The organism is Streptomyces sp. NPDC048383 (assembly GCF_040651775.1).
In the GTDB taxonomy this organism is placed as follows: Bacteria; Actinomycetota; Actinomycetes; order Streptomycetales; family Streptomycetaceae; genus Streptomyces.
In genome coordinates this window covers 1-16284 of the sequence record NZ_JBEZKS010000100.1, presented here as the reverse complement: position 1 = coordinate 16284, position 16284 = coordinate 1, and the positions used below count along the sequence as shown (strand labels likewise).

The 16284-nt window shown below is 72.3% G+C and carries 15 protein-coding genes and 3 pseudogenes; 6 read left to right on the top strand and 12 right to left on the bottom strand.

Annotated elements, in window-relative coordinates; genetic code table 11:
• Positions 1 to 143 precede the first annotated feature (143 nt).
• Entirely contained in the window at positions 144 to 2108 is a 1965-nt protein-coding gene (locus AB0D46_RS37090) for an acyl-CoA dehydrogenase (RefSeq protein ID WP_362884333.1), read from the bottom strand.
• 475 nt (positions 2109 to 2583) lie between these two features.
• On the opposite strand from AB0D46_RS37090, the gene AB0D46_RS37085 reads away from it, so the two are divergent.
• Both AB0D46_RS37085 and AB0D46_RS37080 read left to right on the top strand, forming a co-directional pair.
• Positions 2584 to 3273: a hypothetical protein gene (locus AB0D46_RS37085; protein ID WP_362884332.1), complete on the top strand. Its 690-nt coding sequence runs from the start codon at positions 2584 to 2586 to the stop codon at positions 3271 to 3273.
• Between the two features lie 333 nt (positions 3274 to 3606).
• Positions 3607 to 4998: a mycothione reductase gene (locus AB0D46_RS37080; RefSeq protein ID WP_362884331.1), complete on the top strand. Its 1392-nt coding sequence runs from the start codon at positions 3607 to 3609 to the stop codon at positions 4996 to 4998.
• A 41-nt stretch (positions 4999 to 5039) separates the two neighbouring features.
• Here AB0D46_RS37080 and AB0D46_RS37075 read toward each other — a convergent pair whose 3' ends face one another.
• From AB0D46_RS37075 to AB0D46_RS37055, 5 genes are all read right to left on the bottom strand, one after another.
• Entirely contained in the window at positions 5040 to 5795 is a 756-nt protein-coding gene (locus AB0D46_RS37075; RefSeq protein ID WP_362884330.1) for a MarR family transcriptional regulator, read from the bottom strand.
• Positions 5796 to 6031: 236 nt separating this feature from the next.
• A complete protein-coding gene (locus AB0D46_RS37070; RefSeq protein WP_362884329.1) occupies positions 6032 to 6469 on the bottom strand; it encodes an ATP-binding protein in 438 nt (145 codons plus the stop codon).
• A 154-nt stretch (positions 6470 to 6623) separates the two neighbouring features.
• The gene (locus tag AB0D46_RS37065; protein WP_362884328.1) at positions 6624 to 6935 is read right to left on the bottom strand and encodes an STAS domain-containing protein; all 312 of its coding nucleotides are present in this window, start codon (positions 6933 to 6935) and stop codon (positions 6624 to 6626) included.
• A 265-nt stretch (positions 6936 to 7200) separates the two neighbouring features.
• Entirely contained in the window at positions 7201 to 8550 is a 1350-nt protein-coding gene (locus tag AB0D46_RS37060; protein ID WP_362884327.1) for a GAF domain-containing SpoIIE family protein phosphatase, read from the bottom strand.
• Positions 8551 to 8887: 337 nt separating this feature from the next.
• The gene (locus tag AB0D46_RS37055) at positions 8888 to 9361 is read right to left on the bottom strand and encodes a hypothetical protein (protein WP_362884326.1); all 474 of its coding nucleotides are present in this window, start codon (positions 9359 to 9361) and stop codon (positions 8888 to 8890) included.
• A gap of 348 nt (positions 9362 to 9709) precedes the next feature.
• Here AB0D46_RS37055 and AB0D46_RS37050 point away from each other — a divergent pair, with 348 nt between their 5' ends.
• Positions 9710 to 10402: a transcriptional regulator gene (locus AB0D46_RS37050; protein WP_362884324.1), complete on the top strand. Its 693-nt coding sequence runs from the start codon at positions 9710 to 9712 to the stop codon at positions 10400 to 10402.
• Positions 10403 to 10434: 32 nt separating this feature from the next.
• Entirely contained in the window at positions 10435 to 10935 is a 501-nt protein-coding gene (locus tag AB0D46_RS37045; protein ID WP_362884322.1) for a DUF3291 domain-containing protein, read from the top strand.
• A 411-nt stretch (positions 10936 to 11346) separates the two neighbouring features.
• On the opposite strand, the gene AB0D46_RS37040 is transcribed toward AB0D46_RS37045, so the two are convergent.
• The 4 genes and pseudogenes from AB0D46_RS37040 to AB0D46_RS37025 form a co-directional block, all read right to left on the bottom strand.
• On the bottom strand, positions 11347 to 11907 hold the full coding sequence (locus AB0D46_RS37040) for a MarR family transcriptional regulator (RefSeq protein WP_362884320.1): 561 nt from the start codon (positions 11905 to 11907) through the stop codon (positions 11347 to 11349).
• A 54-nt stretch (positions 11908 to 11961) separates the two neighbouring features.
• On the bottom strand, positions 11962 to 12393 hold the full coding sequence (locus AB0D46_RS37035; protein WP_362884318.1) for an STAS domain-containing protein: 432 nt from the start codon (positions 12391 to 12393) through the stop codon (positions 11962 to 11964).
• A pseudogene (locus AB0D46_RS37030) lies at positions 12390 to 13138 on the bottom strand (B12-binding domain-containing protein). Before AB0D46_RS37030 ends, AB0D46_RS37035 begins: the two are co-directional and overlap by 4 nt.
• Complete coding sequence (locus tag AB0D46_RS37025) at positions 13135 to 14727, bottom strand: PP2C family protein-serine/threonine phosphatase (RefSeq protein WP_362884316.1); 1593 nt, start codon at positions 14725 to 14727, stop codon at positions 13135 to 13137. The pseudogene AB0D46_RS37030 and the gene AB0D46_RS37025 overlap by 4 nt, the downstream one beginning before the upstream one ends.
• Before the next feature lie 435 nt (positions 14728 to 15162).
• On the opposite strand from AB0D46_RS37025, the gene AB0D46_RS37020 reads away from it, so the two are divergent.
• Both AB0D46_RS37020 and AB0D46_RS37015 read left to right on the top strand, forming a co-directional pair.
• Positions 15163 to 15510: an STAS domain-containing protein gene (locus AB0D46_RS37020; RefSeq protein WP_362884315.1), complete on the top strand. Its 348-nt coding sequence runs from the start codon at positions 15163 to 15165 to the stop codon at positions 15508 to 15510.
• A 67-nt stretch (positions 15511 to 15577) separates the two neighbouring features.
• Positions 15578 to 15994, top strand: coding sequence for an ATP-binding protein (locus AB0D46_RS37015; RefSeq protein ID WP_362884313.1), 417 nt, complete (start codon positions 15578 to 15580; stop codon positions 15992 to 15994).
• A gap of 20 nt (positions 15995 to 16014) precedes the next feature.
• On the opposite strand, the pseudogene AB0D46_RS37010 reads toward AB0D46_RS37015, so the two are convergent.
• A pseudogene (locus tag AB0D46_RS37010) lies at positions 16015 to 16119 on the bottom strand (fic family toxin-antitoxin system, toxin component); the annotation flags it as partial.
• A 73-nt stretch (positions 16120 to 16192) separates the two neighbouring features.
• Positions 16193 to 16284: pseudogene (locus AB0D46_RS37005) on the bottom strand (lytic transglycosylase domain-containing protein); the annotation flags it as partial.

Genomic DNA, 16284 nt, shown 5'->3' with positions numbered 1-16284 from the left:
CCCGACGCTCTTCCGATCACGCCCCTCCCGCGTACGGGGGCGGACGCCACCGGCCGAGGCCGTATCCGTGCCCTGCCCGCACCAAGACGTCGACCCGGGGCTCCCCTTGAGGCACCCCGGGTCGGCCGCGGTTCAGGCGCGGTTCAGCCGCCCACGAGATCCGGCGACCGCAGCATGGCGGTGGGGATGCCCCACGCGTCGACCAGGTCGACCGCGAGGGGACGGACCTTGCGGCAGAGGTCGTTGACCTCCCGGCTGATCGCCTTGGAACGCTGAATGGTGAGCCGGCCGTGCTCCATGAACCAGGCCCGGTCCGCCTCGATCGTCGACAGGGCGAAGAGATCGCAGAGCAGGGCGAGCGCCTCCTTCTCGCCCCCTTCGGGCAGCGCACGCACCTGGTCGACGAAGGCCTCCGTCACCAGCCGCTCGACGTGCGCGCGGGCGAGCGCGATGACGTGGTCCTGCACCTGCGAGAAGACCGCGCCGGGATCGCCCTGCTGATCGATCCCGCGCTTGATGCGCCGGGCCAGTCCCGCGAGCATGTGCTCCTCGCGGAAGCGGACCATGGCGAGCTGGTACTCCGAGTCGAGCAGGCCGGCTTCCCGGTCCCACTCGTCGCCGCCGGGCAGCAGGTCGCGTACCCGTTCGAGCAGTTTGTGGGCCGACGTGCGCTCGATGACCGTCTCGACGGCCAGGTTGGTGACGTAGCGGACCATGCCGAGCTGGTCGAGGTCCTCGAACTCGCTCGCGTGATCCGTGAGCAGCCCCTTGGCCACGAGCTGGAGGAGGACGTGGTTGTCGCCCTCGAAGGTGGTGAAGACGTCGCTGTCGCCCTTGAGGGCGGCGAACCGGTTGACGGCGAGGTAGCCCGCGCCGCCGCAGGCCTCGCGGCACTCCTGGACGACCCGGGTGGCGTGCCAGGTGCCGAGCGCCTTGATGCCCGCGGCCCGTGATTCGAGCCGGCGCCGCGCCTGCGCGTCGTCCTCGATGTCCGAGAAGACCGCGTGCAGTTGGCCGCGCACGACGTCCTGCGCGGCGTGCAGGGCGTACGTCCGGGCGATCAGGGGCAGCAGGCGGCGCTGGTGCAGGCCGTAGTCGAGGAGCACCTGCTCCTCGGTGTCGGGGGTCGCCTCGAACTGCCGTCGACGTACGGCGTACTTCGTGGCGACGGCCAGGGCGACCTTGGCGACGTTGATCCCGGCGCCGGCCACGCTGACCCGGCCCTGCACCAGGGTGCCGAGCATGGTGAAGAAGCGCCGGTTGGGGTTGTCGATCGCGCTCTCGTAGGTGCCTTCGGGGGTGACGTCGGCGAACCGGTTGAGCAGTGCCTCACGAGGCACCCGCACGCCGTCGAACCAGATGCGGCCGTTGTCCACGCCGTTGAGCCCCATCTTGCGCCCGTCGTCCTCGATCCGGACGCCGGGGGCCGTCGTCCCGTCGACCCGGAGGGGGACGACGAAGGCGTGCACGCCCCGCGACTGGCCGTCCACGTCCAGCTGGGCGAAGACGACGGCCAGTTGGGCGTGCCGGGCCGCGTTGCCGATGTAGTCCTTGCGGGAGGAGTCGTCCGGGGTGGTGATGACGAACTCCCGACTCGCGGCGTCGTACGTCGCGACGGTGCCGAGCGCCTGGACGTTGGAGCCGTGCCCGGTCTCGGTCATCGCGAAGCAGCCCATGAGCTCCCCGGTGATCAGATCCGGCAGATGGGCCTTGTGGTGGCGCTCGGTGCCCAGATGGAGGATCGCGCCGCCGAAGAGCCCGAACTGCACACCGACCTTCACCAGGACCGACAGGTCTCCGAAGGCCAGCGTCTCGAACGCGGCGATCGAGGCCCCGACGTCGCCGCCCCCACCGTATTCGGCGGGAAAGCCCATGCCGGTCTGGCCCGTCGCGGCCATCTCCACGACGATCTCGCGCACCCGCTCGCGATAGGCGTCGATGCCGAGCTCGTCGGCCTCTTCGAGGACGGAGGCGTACTCCGCCAGATTCGTACGGACGAGGTCGCGGATCCCGGCGTACTCGCCGTCGAGCACCTCGGTCAGCGAGGGAACGTCGATCACGGGCTGCACGTAACCGGCAGCGGGGGAGGATGTGTTCTGAGGCGCCATGCCGCTCCGCTACCCCCCTCCGGGACGATCAACCGGGGACGGGCGAGTGGTGGACGCCATGGCGAGTGCCATGGCGAGTGCCGTGGCGTGCGCCCTTCCCGGGCGGCCATCGACCACAACGGCGAGGACCGGTCACCACCTGCTCCCCGTCCGATTCCTCCTGGTCCCCGGCTCCGCCTTCGCGATGACCAGGACGTATCCACCGCTCCGGAGTTCGGGCCCGGCGGCCTGGGGGATTCCATCGAAATCCTGTGACGTCCTGACGGGCACCCTCGGGGGACCGGTCAGCCGCTCGGCCCCCCGAGGGCCCTCACCACGCCCGGCCCTGCGCATTCCGCGGCGCGCGTCCGGCTGTTCGACCATTCAGCCATTCGGGCGTTCGGCTGTTCGGCTGTTCGGATGTGGTGCGCGGCGTGATCGCGCGGGACGCGGCGCGGCTCCTCACCGGATCGCGGGCCGCCGGTTGAGTGGAACCATGAAGACTCACATTCGCATCCGCGCACTGGCCGTCTGCCTGGCCATCTCCTCCACGTTGCTGGCCGGAGCCTGCGGCCGCGCCGCTCAGGACCCCGTCGCCGCCGCCCCTCAGGCGCCCACGTCGTCGCAGGCCACCCCGTCCGGCAGCGCGTCCGCGCTGACCGAGGACCAGCGCGAGCGCATGGCCTTGGTGCCCGCGGCGAAGATCTCGTGGAACCAGGCCGCGGACACCGCGGTCGGCAGCGTCCCGCAGGGCAGGATCGTCGAGATCGAGCTGTCCAAGTTCCGCGACCCCGGTACGGCCACCCCCTCGGGCACGCCCAGCCCGGCGGCCTCCGCTCCGGCGGCCGGGGCGCCGGTGTGGGACGTCACCGTCGCGGCCCAGGACGGCACCGCGCACGCCGTCCAGGTCGACGCGGTCACCGGGGCGGTGACCCGCTCGCGCGTGGAGCCGGGGCAGGACGAGGACGACAAGAGCGAGCTCGCCGAGCAGCTGAAGGCGGCGACCACCACCCTGCAGGACGCGGTACGGACCAGCACCGGCCGCAAGCAGGGCACGGTCACGGCCGTGGAGCTCGACGACGACGTCTGGTCGGTCGACATCGTGACCCCGGACTGGAACAAGACCACGTACGACATCGACGGGGCCAAGGGCACCGTCGTACGCGAGCACGTCGACCGGGACTGACCCCGGCCGAACCCCTGGCCGCCCCCCACCCGACCCCCCGACCGGCCCGCCGCTCCGTTCGGACCGTCGGGCGGGGGCGCCGGCCTCCCCGGCCGGTGATGCCTGATAGCAGCGCGCCCCCACGGGTAACCGGGGCCCACGGAAGCCCTACCGGTGGCCGCCGTCAGACGGCGGCCACCACCGCGACCCTCGCCTCGAACGTGGCCCACCTCGCCCGCCGCCTCAAGTACACCGAGCTCCCGCCCTCCTGGTGACCGTCGCGGAGAGGGCGGCCGCGCACGCGGCGGCGTGCCGCTCGCGGATACGGTCGCCGTACGGGGGTACGTTCCGCCGATGCGTACACATGACGTGGTGATCGTAGGGGCGGGCTCCGGCAATGCCGTCGTGGACGACCGGTTCTCCCACTTGGACGTGGCCGTCGTGGAGGAGGGGCCCTTCGGCGGCACCTGTCTGAACCGAGGCTGCATCCCCAGCAAGATGCTTGTGCGCGTCGCCGACCTCGTCGACGCGGTCCGTGACGCCGACCGGTTCGGCGTACGGGCACGGCTGAGCGGAGTCGATTGGTCCGCCGTCCGCGAGCGGGTCTTCGGGCGCCTGGACCGTCAGGCCGCCGAAGGGGAACAGGGCCGCCGCGACGCTCCGAACATCGAGGTCCTCAAGGGACGCGCCCGCTTCACCGGGGACCGTACGCTCACCATCGGGAGCGGCGCGGACGCCGTCACGGTCCGCGCCGAGCAGGTCGTCGTCGCGGTCGGCAGCCGCCCGGCCGTACCCCCGCCGGTACGCGACTCCGGGCTCCCCTACGAGACCTCCGACACGGTGATGCGCCTGGACCGCCCGCCCCGGCACCTGGCGGTGCTCGGCGGCGGCTACATCGCCGCCGAACTCGCGCACGTCTTCCACGCCGCCGGTAGCCGCATCACGGTCATCGAGCAGGAGGACACCCTGCTCTCCGCCCAGGACGAGGCGATCGCCACCGCCTACACGAACATCGCCTCCGACCGGTACGACGTGCGTACGGGCACGGCGCTGACCCGCGTCGAGGGTGAGCCGGGGCGGCTGCGCCTGGTGCTGGACGACGGCACGACCGTCGAGGCGGACACCCTGCTCGTCGCGGTCGGGCGCACCCCCAACAGCGACCGGATCGACGCCGGCAAGGCCGGCATCGACCTCCACGACGACGGCCGAATCGCCGTGGACGCCTTCCAACGGACCAGCGCACCCGGGGTGTTCGCCCTCGGTGATGTGAGCACGCCCTTCCCGCTCAAGCACGTGGCGAACCGGGAGGCCCAGGTGGTGGCGCACAACCTGCTGCACCCCGACGACCAGGTGCGCACGTCCCACGAGGCCGTCCCCGCAGGCGTGTTCACCCACCCGCAGATCGCACAGGTCGGCCGGACCGAGCGGCAGTGCCGGGAAGAGAACCTCGACTACGCGGTCTCCGTACGCCAGTTCTCGGACACCGCCTACGGCTGGGCGCTGGAGGACGGCACCGGCTTCTGCAAGGTGCTCGCGGACCGCCGCACCGGACAACTGCTCGGCGCGCACATCCTCGGCCCGCAGGCCGCGAACCTGATCCAACCCCTGGTGATCGGCATGGGCTTCGGCATCGACGCGAAGGCGCTCGCGAAGACCCCGCTGTGGATCCATCCCGCGCCCACCGAGGTGGTCTCGAACGCGCTGCTGGACCTTGACCTGGAGCGGGGTGCGGACGCCCGCCGATGAAGTCCCCTCGCCCGGGCGGCCGGTTCCCCGCCTCCGAATCCCTACCCCTGGTCCGACCGCGGGGGCGGGGCGTCACCCGAGGCTCCCTCGGGCTTCGTGTGGAGGATGTCGCGGGCCTGGTCCGCGGCCCGGGCGATGCTCTCGGACACGAAGGTGACGAAGCGGGCGATGTTCTCCAGCCTGATGGCGGCCGGCGTGTCGGGGCCGAGAATGGCGACCCCCTGCCGGGCGACCTCGCCGAGGTGGGCGGTGGCCCGGGCGCTGGCCATCGTCGATTGGTACAGGACATCGTCGTCGACGACGTACCGCTCGCGGCGGCGTTCGTCGCGTTCCCGGCGGATGAGCCCCTGACTTTCGAGGAACGTGATCGCCTTGGACACGGACGCAGGGCTGATCTGCAGGCGCGCGGCGATCTCGGACGCGGTGAGGCTACCGGCGTCGGTGGTGTAGAGGGTGGCCAGCACTCGGGCCGTCATCCTGGGCAGCCCCGATTGCATGAAGAGGGTCGCGAACACCTCCTCGTACGCGCGCACCGCCTCGGCGTCCCGTCCGTGGGCCGGCGCGGGCGCCTCCGTACCCCGGGGTGCGGGCTGCCTGCGGCGGTGCGCACGGCGTTCGGTCGCGTGGTGAGCCAGGTCGGCGCGGTAGGCGGTGGGGCCGCCGTTGCGCATGACTTCGCGCGTGACCGTCGAGGTGGGGCGGTCGAGTCCTCTGGCGATCTCGGCGTAGGCGAGGCCGTCCGACACTCCCAGCTCGATCTGCCGACGTTCCTGCTGGGTGAGCCTGCCTCCCGGCATCGCGGTCTCCTTGTGTTCGAGGAAGCGCTCAGCCTAGCGTTCGGGATCTAGCCATTGCAACGGGATGGCGTGGGGTTGTTGCGTCCACGGAGGATCTTTGTCGACCGATGCCTGTCGTGAGCTGCGAAGTGGATTCTCGGGCACGGCGGCCTGGTTGCCGCAGTGGCGAACGCTACGTAGCTTTCCGTTCGGGGAAAGCCGTACGGTGGAGTCGGCGGGTGGGCCGAACCGAGGGGTCAGCCGAGCTTGAGGTCTGCGGTGATCAGCTTGCCGCCGCCGCGCGGTGTGACGGTCAGGTGGGAGGCGAGGCTCTGGACGAGCGGCCAGCCGTAGCCGCCGATCCGGCTGCCCGCGGGCGGGGCGGCGCGGGTGATCGGGGGTTGGGGGTTGTGGTCGGCCACCGAGACCCGTAGCGCGCCCTCGTGGACGTCGGCGTGGAAGGCGGCCAGGCCGCCGCCGTGACGGATGGCGTTGGTGACGAGTTCGGTCGTGACCATCAGGGCGTCCGTAACGGCGCGCGCGTTCCAGGGGAGGCCGGTTCGTTGCAGCAGCGCCGCGACCTGCCTGCGGGCGTCGGCCGCGCTCTCCGGGGGCGGCGCCGCCGGGGTTGCGGGCGAAGTCCTCGTGCGGGTCGTCGGTCCGCCCGGCTCGTCGTTCCCTCGTGACCGTCCCATGTCTCCGCGTCTGCCCGGTACCGAATCGACCACGCGATCCTCGCACACGTCGCCCGTACGGTCACGTGGAGGGCTCTCCGCCGGATCACGGGGTTTCACGCGTGCCTTGCGTGCCTCGCGTACCTGACGTGCCTCGCGTACCGCTCGTGACCGGTCACATCCGGGCCGCCGCGTTCAGGGTGGGGCGGAGGTCGAGCACCTGGTCCGCGCCGGTGATCTCCAAGAGGCGCAGGAGCTGGCTCTGCGGGGCCGCGATGCGCAGCGCCGTGGTGCGGTGGACCTTGATCAGGAGGTTCAGGAAGGAGGAGTCGGCGAAGGTCAGGGCCGAGGCGTCCAGTACGACGGTGCGGTGGGTCGCGGCGGCCGCCGTCAACTGTTCGGCGATCGGTCCCACGGTGTCCGCGTCGTACTCGCCGACGGCGGTGACGATTGCCACGGCGTCGTGCCCTTTGTGCGTGTCTTCCATGGCCACAGCATGCCGGCCCGCGCACGGTCGCGAACAGGGTGTCAGCTATCGGGTACGGGCGGGCCGAACGCGGGCCGCCGGGCCGGGGGAGTCGCCGGGCGTCGGCGGGGCGGATTACCCGGCCGGCCCGGGCGTGTCACGCCGGCCGCCGGTGCGTCCGGCAGGGGCGGTCGTCCGGCGTGGCTCGGCTTCGGGGATCGGGTGTCGACCGGCTTCGGTGACCGCGCGTCGACCCGCTTCGGTGACCGCGCGTCGGCTGGCCCGGTCAGGGCTTCGGCGGGACGCGCAGGGCGAGGAGGGCGGTGTCGTCGCTGGCCCAGCCGTCGTGGTGGCCGGCCAGCACGTCGGCGATCTTCGCGACGGTATCGGCGGCGTCCAGGCCGGTGGTGCGGGCCAACGTACGGGCCAGGTGCTCCTCACCGAACATCTCCCGCGTTCTGCCGGGGGCGTCGGGATCGGGGCGGGCCTCGCAGGCGCCGTCCGTATAGAGGAGCAGCAGGTCGCCGGGGGAGAGGCGGAAACGGACGTCGCTGATCTCGATCTCGGGGAACACCCCGAGCAGGGAACCCGCCCGGCCGAGCTGCTGTATGCGACCGTCGGCCCGACGGATGAGGGCCGGGGGATGGCCGGCCAGGCACAGGCGGCCCGCGGCGCCGGCTTCGGTCCTGCGGAACGTCGCGTGGACCGCCGTCAGGAAGCGCGGGGCGCGTTGGGCGAGCATCGCGGCGTTCAGTCGGCGCAGGACCTCGGCCGGCGATAGGTGCTCACCGGCGTCGGCGCGCAGGGTGTAGCGGGCCAGGGCGGTGATCTTGGCGGCTTCGGTGCCCTTGCCGCACACGTCCCCCATCACGGCCGTCCACCAGGTGCCTCGGGCCTGGAAGAGGTCGTAGAAGTCGCCGACCACGCTCGCGTCCCCGCTGGCGGGGGCGTAGTGCGCGGCGGTGTCCAGTCCGGGTACGGGGCGCAGGGACGGCGGCAGGAGGCTGTCCTGGAGACTGCGGGCCAGATCGCGGGTCGCCGTCAGGGCTGCCTGTGCCTCGTCGAGGGAGGTGCGGAGGTTGATCTCGTTGCCGACCGCGCGGGCCATCGTGGACAGGGAGACGAGCTCGGCGGGCTCCCAGCGCCGGGGCTGTTCGTCGACGACGCACATGCTGCCCAAGACCTCGCCCGCCGGGCCGAGGATCGGGTACCCGGCCCACGCGCCGATCCGCATGGGCGCGACCGAGGGGTGTTCGCGGGTACGCGGGTCGGTGGCGGCGTCCTCCACGATGAAGGGTTCGCCCACCAGATCGACCAGGAAGTAGCAGAAGCTTTCCCGGACGGGGTTCTGCCGCTCCTCGATGGTGGTGGCGCCCACGCCGACGCAGGACTTCCAGAAGGAGCGCCGGTCGTCGACGAGGGTGATGAACGCCCGGGCGGTCCGGGTGAGGGTCGCGGCCATCTGCGCCAGGTCGTCGAAGGCCTCTTCGGGGCCGGTGTCGAGCAGACCGGTCGCCGCGACCGCCTTCAGGCGCCTGGGGTGCGACAGCGCCGACGGCAGCCCGTCCGCACGTACCGAACGCACCGTGCCGGGGAACGCCGTCTGGTCCGTGCGCTTCACTGTGACCTCTGCCATGACCTCTGCCATCGAACTGTCCATCCACCCCGGGCAGCGATCGTCGACCGGCGCCGCCCGGCAAGACTACGACGACGGGGTCGCCCTCGGTCGTCGCCGCCGGTTTCGCTTCCGCCGGTTCCTTCCCTTCCGCCCCCTCCACGCGCGAGGGTCTCCTCGCCGTGTCGAAGCGGTCCCCGCGGGCCTTGCCGCAGCGGACCGGGAGGTGAGCCGAGGCCGTCGGGACGAGGACTGCTGCTGTCGGTCCCGCGAGGTCTTCTGCGGTGGGTGGCCGGGTGGATGCACCTCATTCCCACTCTCCCCGGGGCGGGTCAGGGCAGGGTCGCGGCGCGCGGAGCTATGCCGGCGGGCCGGTCAGGTCGGTGATCCGGAGGTCGGGGAGCCGGACCTCGTACCGAACGTCCGAGGTCGTGCCGTCACCCCAGTTCTGGGTCACGATCACGGTCGCGGCGGTGGGGGAACTGCCGCCGTCGGACACCGTCCACGAGTCGGGGACGTTCTGGGCGCGGAAGACCGGGTCGGCGTCGTGGGCCGCGGCCCACTGGTCGAGCGCGGCGTTGACCGCCGGCGTCAGGTAGCCCTCGCGCACCTCGGCGGGGGCCTCGGGGCCGGACCCCTGGACCGCGCTCCGGTACTTGGTGAGGAAGGTGTCCACCTGCGCCGTCGTGGGAGTGGCCTTCGCGGGAGTGGCGGAGGCGAGGGGAGCCGGGGTCACGGGGAAGGCGGCTGCCCGGGCGCCGGCGGGCAGCAGGGTGAGTGCCAGTGCGGACAGGGTGAGGGCCACGGCGGTGCGGCGCGGGCGCAGGGACATGGGTCGGGCTCCGATCGTGTGGGGTGTGCGATCCCTCACTCTGTCGAAGATCAACTGGTCGGGCCGGGCCCGCCGGGCCGAAGTCACCTGTCCGGCCGGTGGTACGCCACCCGCTCCGGGGCGTCCCGGGCGGCGCCGGGCGTGCGTCCCGGGGCGCCGATCGGAGGGCGCGGGCGGTTCGGGGTACACGGTTCTCCGGAGGTGTCGGCGCAGAACGGAATCCGTACGCGTCGCCGCGCCGCATCCGTACGCTCGCCGCGCGATCGGCCCGCCGCGCAACCGCCCCGGCAGTTCTCGCGCCGCTACCGTCGGTCTATGTCCAACCCGCGTCGTTCTTAGAATGGGCAGGTGGAGGACATCGATGCGATCGCAGTGTTGCAGGACCCGGTGCGGCGCCGCCTGTACGAGTACGTGGTGGGGCAGGGCCGGGAAGTAGGGCGCAACGAGGCCGCCGAGGCGGCCGGGGTGGCGCGTACGCTCGCCGCGCACCACCTGGACAAGCTGGCCGACGTCGGCCTGCTCGACACCGGCAGCCGCCGACTGACGGGCCGCTCGGGACCCGGCGCGGGTCGTCCCGCCAAGGTGTACACCCGGGCGCGGGCCGAACGGTCGGTGTCGCTGCCCGCCCGCGACTACCGCACCGCCGCCGAGTTGCTGGCCGAGGCCGCCGAGGAGGCGGGCCTGGACGACGCGCTCCGTCGGGCCGCGCGCCGACGGGGTGAGGCCCTGCGGGGCGCGATGGCGCCCTGCGCCGACCTCGAAGCGGCTGTGGAGGCACTCGCCGCCCGCGGCTACGAACCGCGCCTGGAGGGCGCCGAGGGCGCCGACGGGCACGCCGGGGAGGTGATCGAACCCGTCGTCCGCATGCGCAACTGCCCCTTCCACGCCGTCGCCGAAAGCTTCCCGCCCCTCGTCTGCGGTATGAACCTGGCGTTGCTGGAGGGGCTGCTCGGTACGGACGGCGCCGTCCGCGCCCGGATGGAGGCCCGGCCGGGGGAGTGTTGCGTGGTGATCGAGAAATCTAAAAACAACATTGATTGACATAGAAATGCCCGCCGTGCTGGGATGAGGTCATGACCGCATCCCGACACGGCCGCGCCGCCCACCTCGCCCAGCTCAACGTCGCCACGCTCCGCCACCCGCTCGACGACCCGCGCATGGCGCCGTTCGTCGAGCTGCTCGACCCGGTCAACTCCGCCGCCGACGGCACCCCCGGGTTCGTGTGGCGGCTCGTGGAGGAAGGGGCGGCCGACGCCACCGAGCTGCGCCCGGCCGGAGAGGACGTCATCGTCAACATGTCCGTGTGGGAGACCCAGGAGGACCTGTGGGACTTCGCCTACCGGAGCGGGCACCTGGAGGCGATGAGGCGTCGCCGCGAATGGTTCGTACGGCACGTAGAGGCACACCTGGTCCTCTGGTGGGTTCCCGCCGGCCACCGTCCGACCGTCGAGGAGGCACTGGAACGGCTGGCGGACCTGCGCGCCCACGGTCCCTCCCCGCGTGCCTTCACCTTCGCCTCCCCGTACACCGCCGACGAGGCGGCCCCGCACCCGCAGTCCATCGGCGCGGTCTGAGCGGACGGCGCTGTCGGGGCACGACGTGGGCGCCGTCGGGCCGTCCGGCTTCGGCATACCGGTCCGCAAGCCGGCATGGGGGAGTCGTGCACCGCCCCCTGACCGGGGTGGAGGAGAACCGGCGGCTCGCGGTTCCAGGCGACCCCCCTCCCGGGTCACCCCTCGCGACGCCCGAGGAGCGCAGCCGTCCTCCCACGGCGCGAGGACCAGCCGAAGATCCGTCCCCCTGCGCCATTCCAGGTCGCGCACCTCCCGCGGGTACCGCAACGCCGACACGACGTGGCCGGCGCCGAGGTGATCAGCAGCAACTCCCCCTGGAAGGAGTAGCCGCCGTCGTAGCGCCCCGGCCCGACGGCCACCACGCTCGACGTCGAGGGCCACGTCCTCGACCCGCCGGGCACGCCGGCCTGGTCAGGAGGTGACGGGGTCGTCGGGACGGGGGAGTGCCGCTCGCTGCCGTGGTGGGGTGCCGGTCAGTTCGAGGGGGGTTTGCTGCCTGGGGAAGGCCGCTGTCGCGTCGATGCCCAGGCGCAGGGCGCCGAGGCCGGTGGCGAGGGCTTGTCGGTGGTCGGCGGGCATGGCGTCGAGGGCGTGGGCGAGCATGTGTTCGCGGCGTTCCCGTATCCGCGTCAGGTGCTCCTCCCCGGCGGGGGTCAACTTCAGCGTGAGCTCGCGGCCGTTGCCCGGACAGGGGTGGCGTTCGAGGAACCCGATGACCTCCAGCCGGTCGCAGAGCCGGGTGATGGAGGGGGCGGCCGCGTCGAGCAGGTGGGCCAAGGCGCGCATCCGGATGCCGGGTTGCCGGCCGACCACGTACATGAGGCGCAGTTGCGAGGCGGAGGCCGGGCCGGCCGAGGCGCCTTGGCGGGCGGCTTCCCACATGACGTCGAGGAGTTCGACGATGTCGCTGACAGAGCGGGCCGCGTCACGGTCGCTTCGGTACGGCCGGGGGAGCGGGGCCGGTACGGGCATCTGTGGTTCCTCACACGAGCGGTTCGCCCGGCGGTGGGTCAGCGCGTGAGTGCTTCAGCTGCTGGGTTCCGGGCGGCCGGATCGGGCCGGTATGGATTCCTCCGAAGCAGTGGACGGTCTCTGCCCCGCGGCGGATCCGGAGTGGCCTCCTGCCTCCGGTGCGTCGAGGTGGTCCAGGGTACCGGTCACCTGCAGCATGCGGTCCAGCTGCGCGGAGCGGTGGTCGAGGTGGAGGCGTACGCCCGCCGCGTCGGTCCGGCGCCGGATCATCAGTAGCACCGACAGCCCGGTCGTGTCGACCGTGGCGAGGTCCGTGCAGTCCAGCCGCAGCCGGCGCAGACCGACGGACTCGGCCAACACGCGGCCGACGGCGCCCAGGAGGAGGTCGCCGCAGTGGCGGTCCAGGGCGCCGCGCAGTTCGATGGACACGGTGTCGTGGGTGCTGACGCACGTCAGGTGGAGTCGGCTGGAGGGGGTGCTGGTCATGAGTGGGTCCCGGCGGCGGTGAGAGGTGTACGGGTCAGGCGCGCGGAGCCGGATCGAATGATGCCGGCGGCGCGGGGGAAGTCCTTCAGCTCGCGGCCGAGGAGTTCCAACGTGGGCAGGAGGCTGTTCGCGGGGACGCCGCGGGCGGCGAGGACGCCCGCGGTCCATACCAGGAACTCGCCGAAGAGGTCCACGTCATCGGTGTAGAGCGTCGTCGCGAGGCACTCCACGATGTGGGCCAAGTCCTCGGCGGTGTGCTCCCGGGCGTGGGAACCGGAGAGGGCGACGACGTCGGGTCCCGTCCGGTGGATGTGCGTGACGAGGTGGGGTGCGGGGACCTGGCCGCCGAGGTGGTCGACCTGCCGGCGCGCAGGCGCAGCACCTCGGTCAGCAGCCGGGCCGGGAGGCCGGGCCATTCGCCGTCGACGCACGCCCCCGTGATCCCGCCCCGGGTCGGCTCGGTGCGCGCGCGGGGGTGCAGCGCGACGAGGGCCACCGCCCGGTCGTTGATGGCCGTGGCGGCGTGCTCCCGGGCGACGCTGATCTTGTTGGCGGCCCACTCCTCCCCGACGCGGCCCTGGACGACGGCTATCACATCGAGCAGGACGCCTTCCGGATCCGCGCCGTCGTCGAGCGCCCGACGGACCGTCGTCGCCGCGTCTGGTGCGTTGCCCGGGTGGACGGCCTCCCACAGCCGTTCCGTCAAGTTCTCGAGCGTCGGCGGGCTCGCCGGATCCGTCGTCATGCGGTGAACCTGCCCCGCGTGTGACCGTTCACCGCGCTCAGGTGGTTGGTGCGGGGAGCCGAGATGACGACGACGGCCATGTCGTCGTGCCGGCCGGCCCCCACCCACTGGGAGGCGAGCATCTGGACCCGCTCGACGACGGCCTCGGCGGGCATCCCCGAGCACTCGGTGAGCGCCCGGCGCAGCCGGGCCTCACCGAACATGGTGCCGCCCAACGGTCCGCCGCGGGCCTCGGTGATCCCGTCGGTGTACAGCACGCACGTCTCACCGGGCGCCAGGGTCATCGGCACCGTCGCGGCGGTGACCTCGGGCAGCGCGCCGACCAGCGTGCCCCGGGTGGGCGCCTCCTCGACACTGCCGTCGGTCCGCACGATCAGCGGAGCGGGGTGGCCGGCGCTGGTCAGCCGCAGCTTCACGACGTTGCCCTCGCGGGCGGCGGAGGCCAGCACCATGGTCGCGAAGCGGGCGTTGTGCGTGTTCAGCAGCGAGGTGTTCAGCAGGCTCAACACCCGCTGGTGGTCGTCCGCCATCGGCAGCAGGGCGTGCAGGGTGTTGCGGATCTTCCCCGTCATCACGGCGGCTTCGAGTCCTTTGCCGCACACGTCCCCGAGGACGACGAGGGACGCCTCGCCCTCCACGCCGGACGGGTGGACGTCGTAGAAGTCACCGCCGACGCGCTCGTGGTCCTTGGCGGCCCGGTAGCCGCCCGCGTACTCGACGCCGCAGACGTGGTGCAGCGACGGGGGCAGCAGCTCCCGCATCAGCGTCTCGGTGATGGACGCCTGCTCCGAGTACAGCCGGGCCGCCGACATCGCGGCCCCGGCGCGGGCGGCGAACAGTCGGGCGAAGACCTCCTCGGCCTCCGTGAACGCGGCGCTCCGGGGCCCGCGCAGCAGGATCAGCGCGCCCGCGGGCACGCCGTGGCCGGGCAGCGGGGTGATCACGATCGACCCGACCTCCCCGAAGCCTTCCGGGATCAACCAGGTCGGAGCGGCGTCAGGATCGATCCAGCGGGAGGGCACGGGAGGGAAGCCCTGAAGGGCCTCGCCCAGCCCCGGCACGTCCTCCGGGGCGCCGGTCACCCGGGACGAGGTCGGCGTTCCGCCGCGCAGGCAGGTCACCACCGGCAGCTCGGGACCGTTGGACGGGACGATCACCAGCGCGGCGTCGGCGAGGTGCTCGGAGGCCATCTGAGCCGTGACGTCCATGCACCGCTCCAGGTTCAGGGAGGAGAGGAACAGGTTCGACGACTCAGTGAGGAAGGCGGTGCGCTCACGCTCCATCCGCAGGGCCTCGCGCGCCAGCCGGTGGTCGGTGTCATCGACGAGCCACCACGCCACCGTTTCGTCGCTGCCCGTGGTGGGATGTGCTTCGTAGACGCGATCCCCCACCCGGCCCTGGACGACGCGGTCCGCGACGGAGTCCGGCGGGCGAGGTGCGGGAACGGTGAGCAGGTGACGCGCGTGCGCGTCGGACAGCCAGATCGGCACGGCGCCGGTCAACGCCGATCCCGCGCGCACGTCCGGGAAGACCAGCCCGGCCGCCTCGTTGACGAACACCACGACTGACCGGGCGTCCGCGATGAGCACGGGGTAGGGAGCCGTGCTCCACGGAGAGCCGGGCGCGGTCGGAGGGACTACCTGGGCGAGATTCACCAAACGTTGAAGGTCCGCTGCGCGAACCCCTCACCTCAATTGCCTAGAAGAAGAGATCCTTGCCCCCAGGCAACCATCCTTCATGAACCACTCCCTTGGCAACCGCGCCCCCCTGCCACGCGGGCTCGCACCGCATGTGCATCGAATGGGCCGTCCCGGCCCCCACAAGGGGGCTTCCAACGGCGACAGTCGTATGGATCCGACGGTCGACTGCGCCGCCGGGCAAGGTCGTTGTGCCCCCGGTCGCGAACGCCGGTACCTCCGGTCATCCGTGCGTGTTACGCCGATCCTGGTGGTGTGCGGGGGGCCGAACGCGTCGGCGACCATACCGGTGCCGGGGGCCGTCCGGGCGTGTAGGAGAATGCCGGAATGACTGGAGACTCACCCGTGGTCACCGTGGCCGGCCGCGAAGGCATTCCCGTGGTCCACCTTCACGGCGACCTCGACGACGAGAGCGCGCCCGCGGCAGCCCGGGCTCTCGGTGAGGCGGTGACGAGTGGCGCCGATCGCACGGTGGTCGATTTGTCCGGAACCTCCTTCGCGGACTCCTCCATCCTGCACGTCCTGCTCGAAGCCCAGAGGAACCATGCCGCGGCGGGCTCGGCACTGGTCCTCGCCGGCCCCTTCCAGCCGGCCGTCCGCCGCCTGTTCGAGGTCACCGGATCCGTGCTCGCCTTCCGTATGACGGACAGCCTGGAGACCGCGATGACATGCTGAGCGCTCCGCTCCACCGAAGCACGTCAAAGCGGCGTGTTCGTCACGACCAAGGGCTGGCGATGTCGGGATGAACCTGCCCACAACGACCGATGACCTGTCCGACCCCACGGACCGAAGGGGTGACCACGCGCAAGCCGCGGTCACTCCCGCGACCGCACGCCGGCAGGTCACCGAGCTGCTCCGGCAGGCGGGCATCGACCTCGACAGCGTCACGGCCGCGGACGCCCTCCTCGTCACCTCGGAACTCATCACCAACGCGATCCGCCACGGCGGGGGCATCACCCGCCTTCGCACCCGCATCGTGGACGGCGCCCTTCAGCTGTCCGTCACCGACGCGAACTCCCAGGTCCCCTTCGCGCGCCCGGCCGCGCCCGATTACCCGGGCGGCTTCGGCTGGCCGCTGATCCAGCGCCTCGCCGAACGCGTCGAGGTCAGCCCGTTCGCCGACGGCAAGACCATCACCATCGAGGTGCGCCTGAGCTGACCGGCCCGTGCCGGTGGGCGTCAGGTGGTGGTGGGCCGGCTCCGCAGCAGGGCGGCGAGGCCCGACGCCGTGCAAGCGGGGTCGAGCAGCAGGTCCCGGAGGGCGACGGCATCGTCACGGGTGGGTGGGTACGCGAAAACGCCCGGCCGGGATTCCGGACGGGCGTGCACGCGCGGGTGTGGGGGCGTTACCGCCGGCTCAGTACCAGTGGTGGGTCTGCCAGAAGTTCCAGGCGCCGACGGGGCTGCCGTAGCGGGAGTTCATGTAGTCCAGGCCCCACTTGATCTGGG

Excerpts from the sequence above, each read along its gene's own strand:
- AB0D46_RS37035 (WP_362884318.1), bottom strand. The coding sequence starts at position 12,393 with ATGACCAGCACCCCCTCCAGCCGACTCCACCTGACGTGCGTCAGCACC.
- AB0D46_RS37085 (WP_362884332.1), top strand. The coding sequence starts at position 2,584 with ATGAAGACTCACATTCGCATCCGCGCACTGGCCGTCTGCCTGGCCATC.
- AB0D46_RS37040 (WP_362884320.1), bottom strand. The coding sequence starts at position 11,907 with ATGCCCGTACCGGCCCCGCTCCCCCGGCCGTACCGAAGCGACCGTGAC.
- AB0D46_RS37080 (WP_362884331.1), top strand. The coding sequence starts at position 3,607 with ATGCGTACACATGACGTGGTGATCGTAGGGGCGGGCTCCGGCAATGCC.
- AB0D46_RS37090 (WP_362884333.1), bottom strand. The coding sequence starts at position 2,108 with ATGGCGCCTCAGAACACATCCTCCCCCGCTGCCGGTTACGTGCAGCCC.
- AB0D46_RS37075 (WP_362884330.1), bottom strand. The coding sequence starts at position 5,795 with ATGCCGGGAGGCAGGCTCACCCAGCAGGAACGTCGGCAGATCGAGCTG.
- AB0D46_RS37070 (WP_362884329.1), bottom strand. The coding sequence starts at position 6,469 with ATGGGACGGTCACGAGGGAACGACGAGCCGGGCGGACCGACGACCCGC.
- AB0D46_RS37045 (WP_362884322.1), top strand. The coding sequence starts at position 10,435 with ATGACCGCATCCCGACACGGCCGCGCCGCCCACCTCGCCCAGCTCAAC.
- AB0D46_RS37055 (WP_362884326.1), bottom strand. The coding sequence starts at position 9,361 with ATGTCCCTGCGCCCGCGCCGCACCGCCGTGGCCCTCACCCTGTCCGCA.
- AB0D46_RS37020 (WP_362884315.1), top strand. The coding sequence starts at position 15,163 with ATGACTGGAGACTCACCCGTGGTCACCGTGGCCGGCCGCGAAGGCATT.
- AB0D46_RS37015 (WP_362884313.1), top strand. The coding sequence starts at position 15,578 with ATGAACCTGCCCACAACGACCGATGACCTGTCCGACCCCACGGACCGA.
- AB0D46_RS37060 (WP_362884327.1), bottom strand. The coding sequence starts at position 8,550 with ATGGCAGAGGTCACAGTGAAGCGCACGGACCAGACGGCGTTCCCCGGC.
- AB0D46_RS37065 (WP_362884328.1), bottom strand. The coding sequence starts at position 6,935 with ATGGAAGACACGCACAAAGGGCACGACGCCGTGGCAATCGTCACCGCC.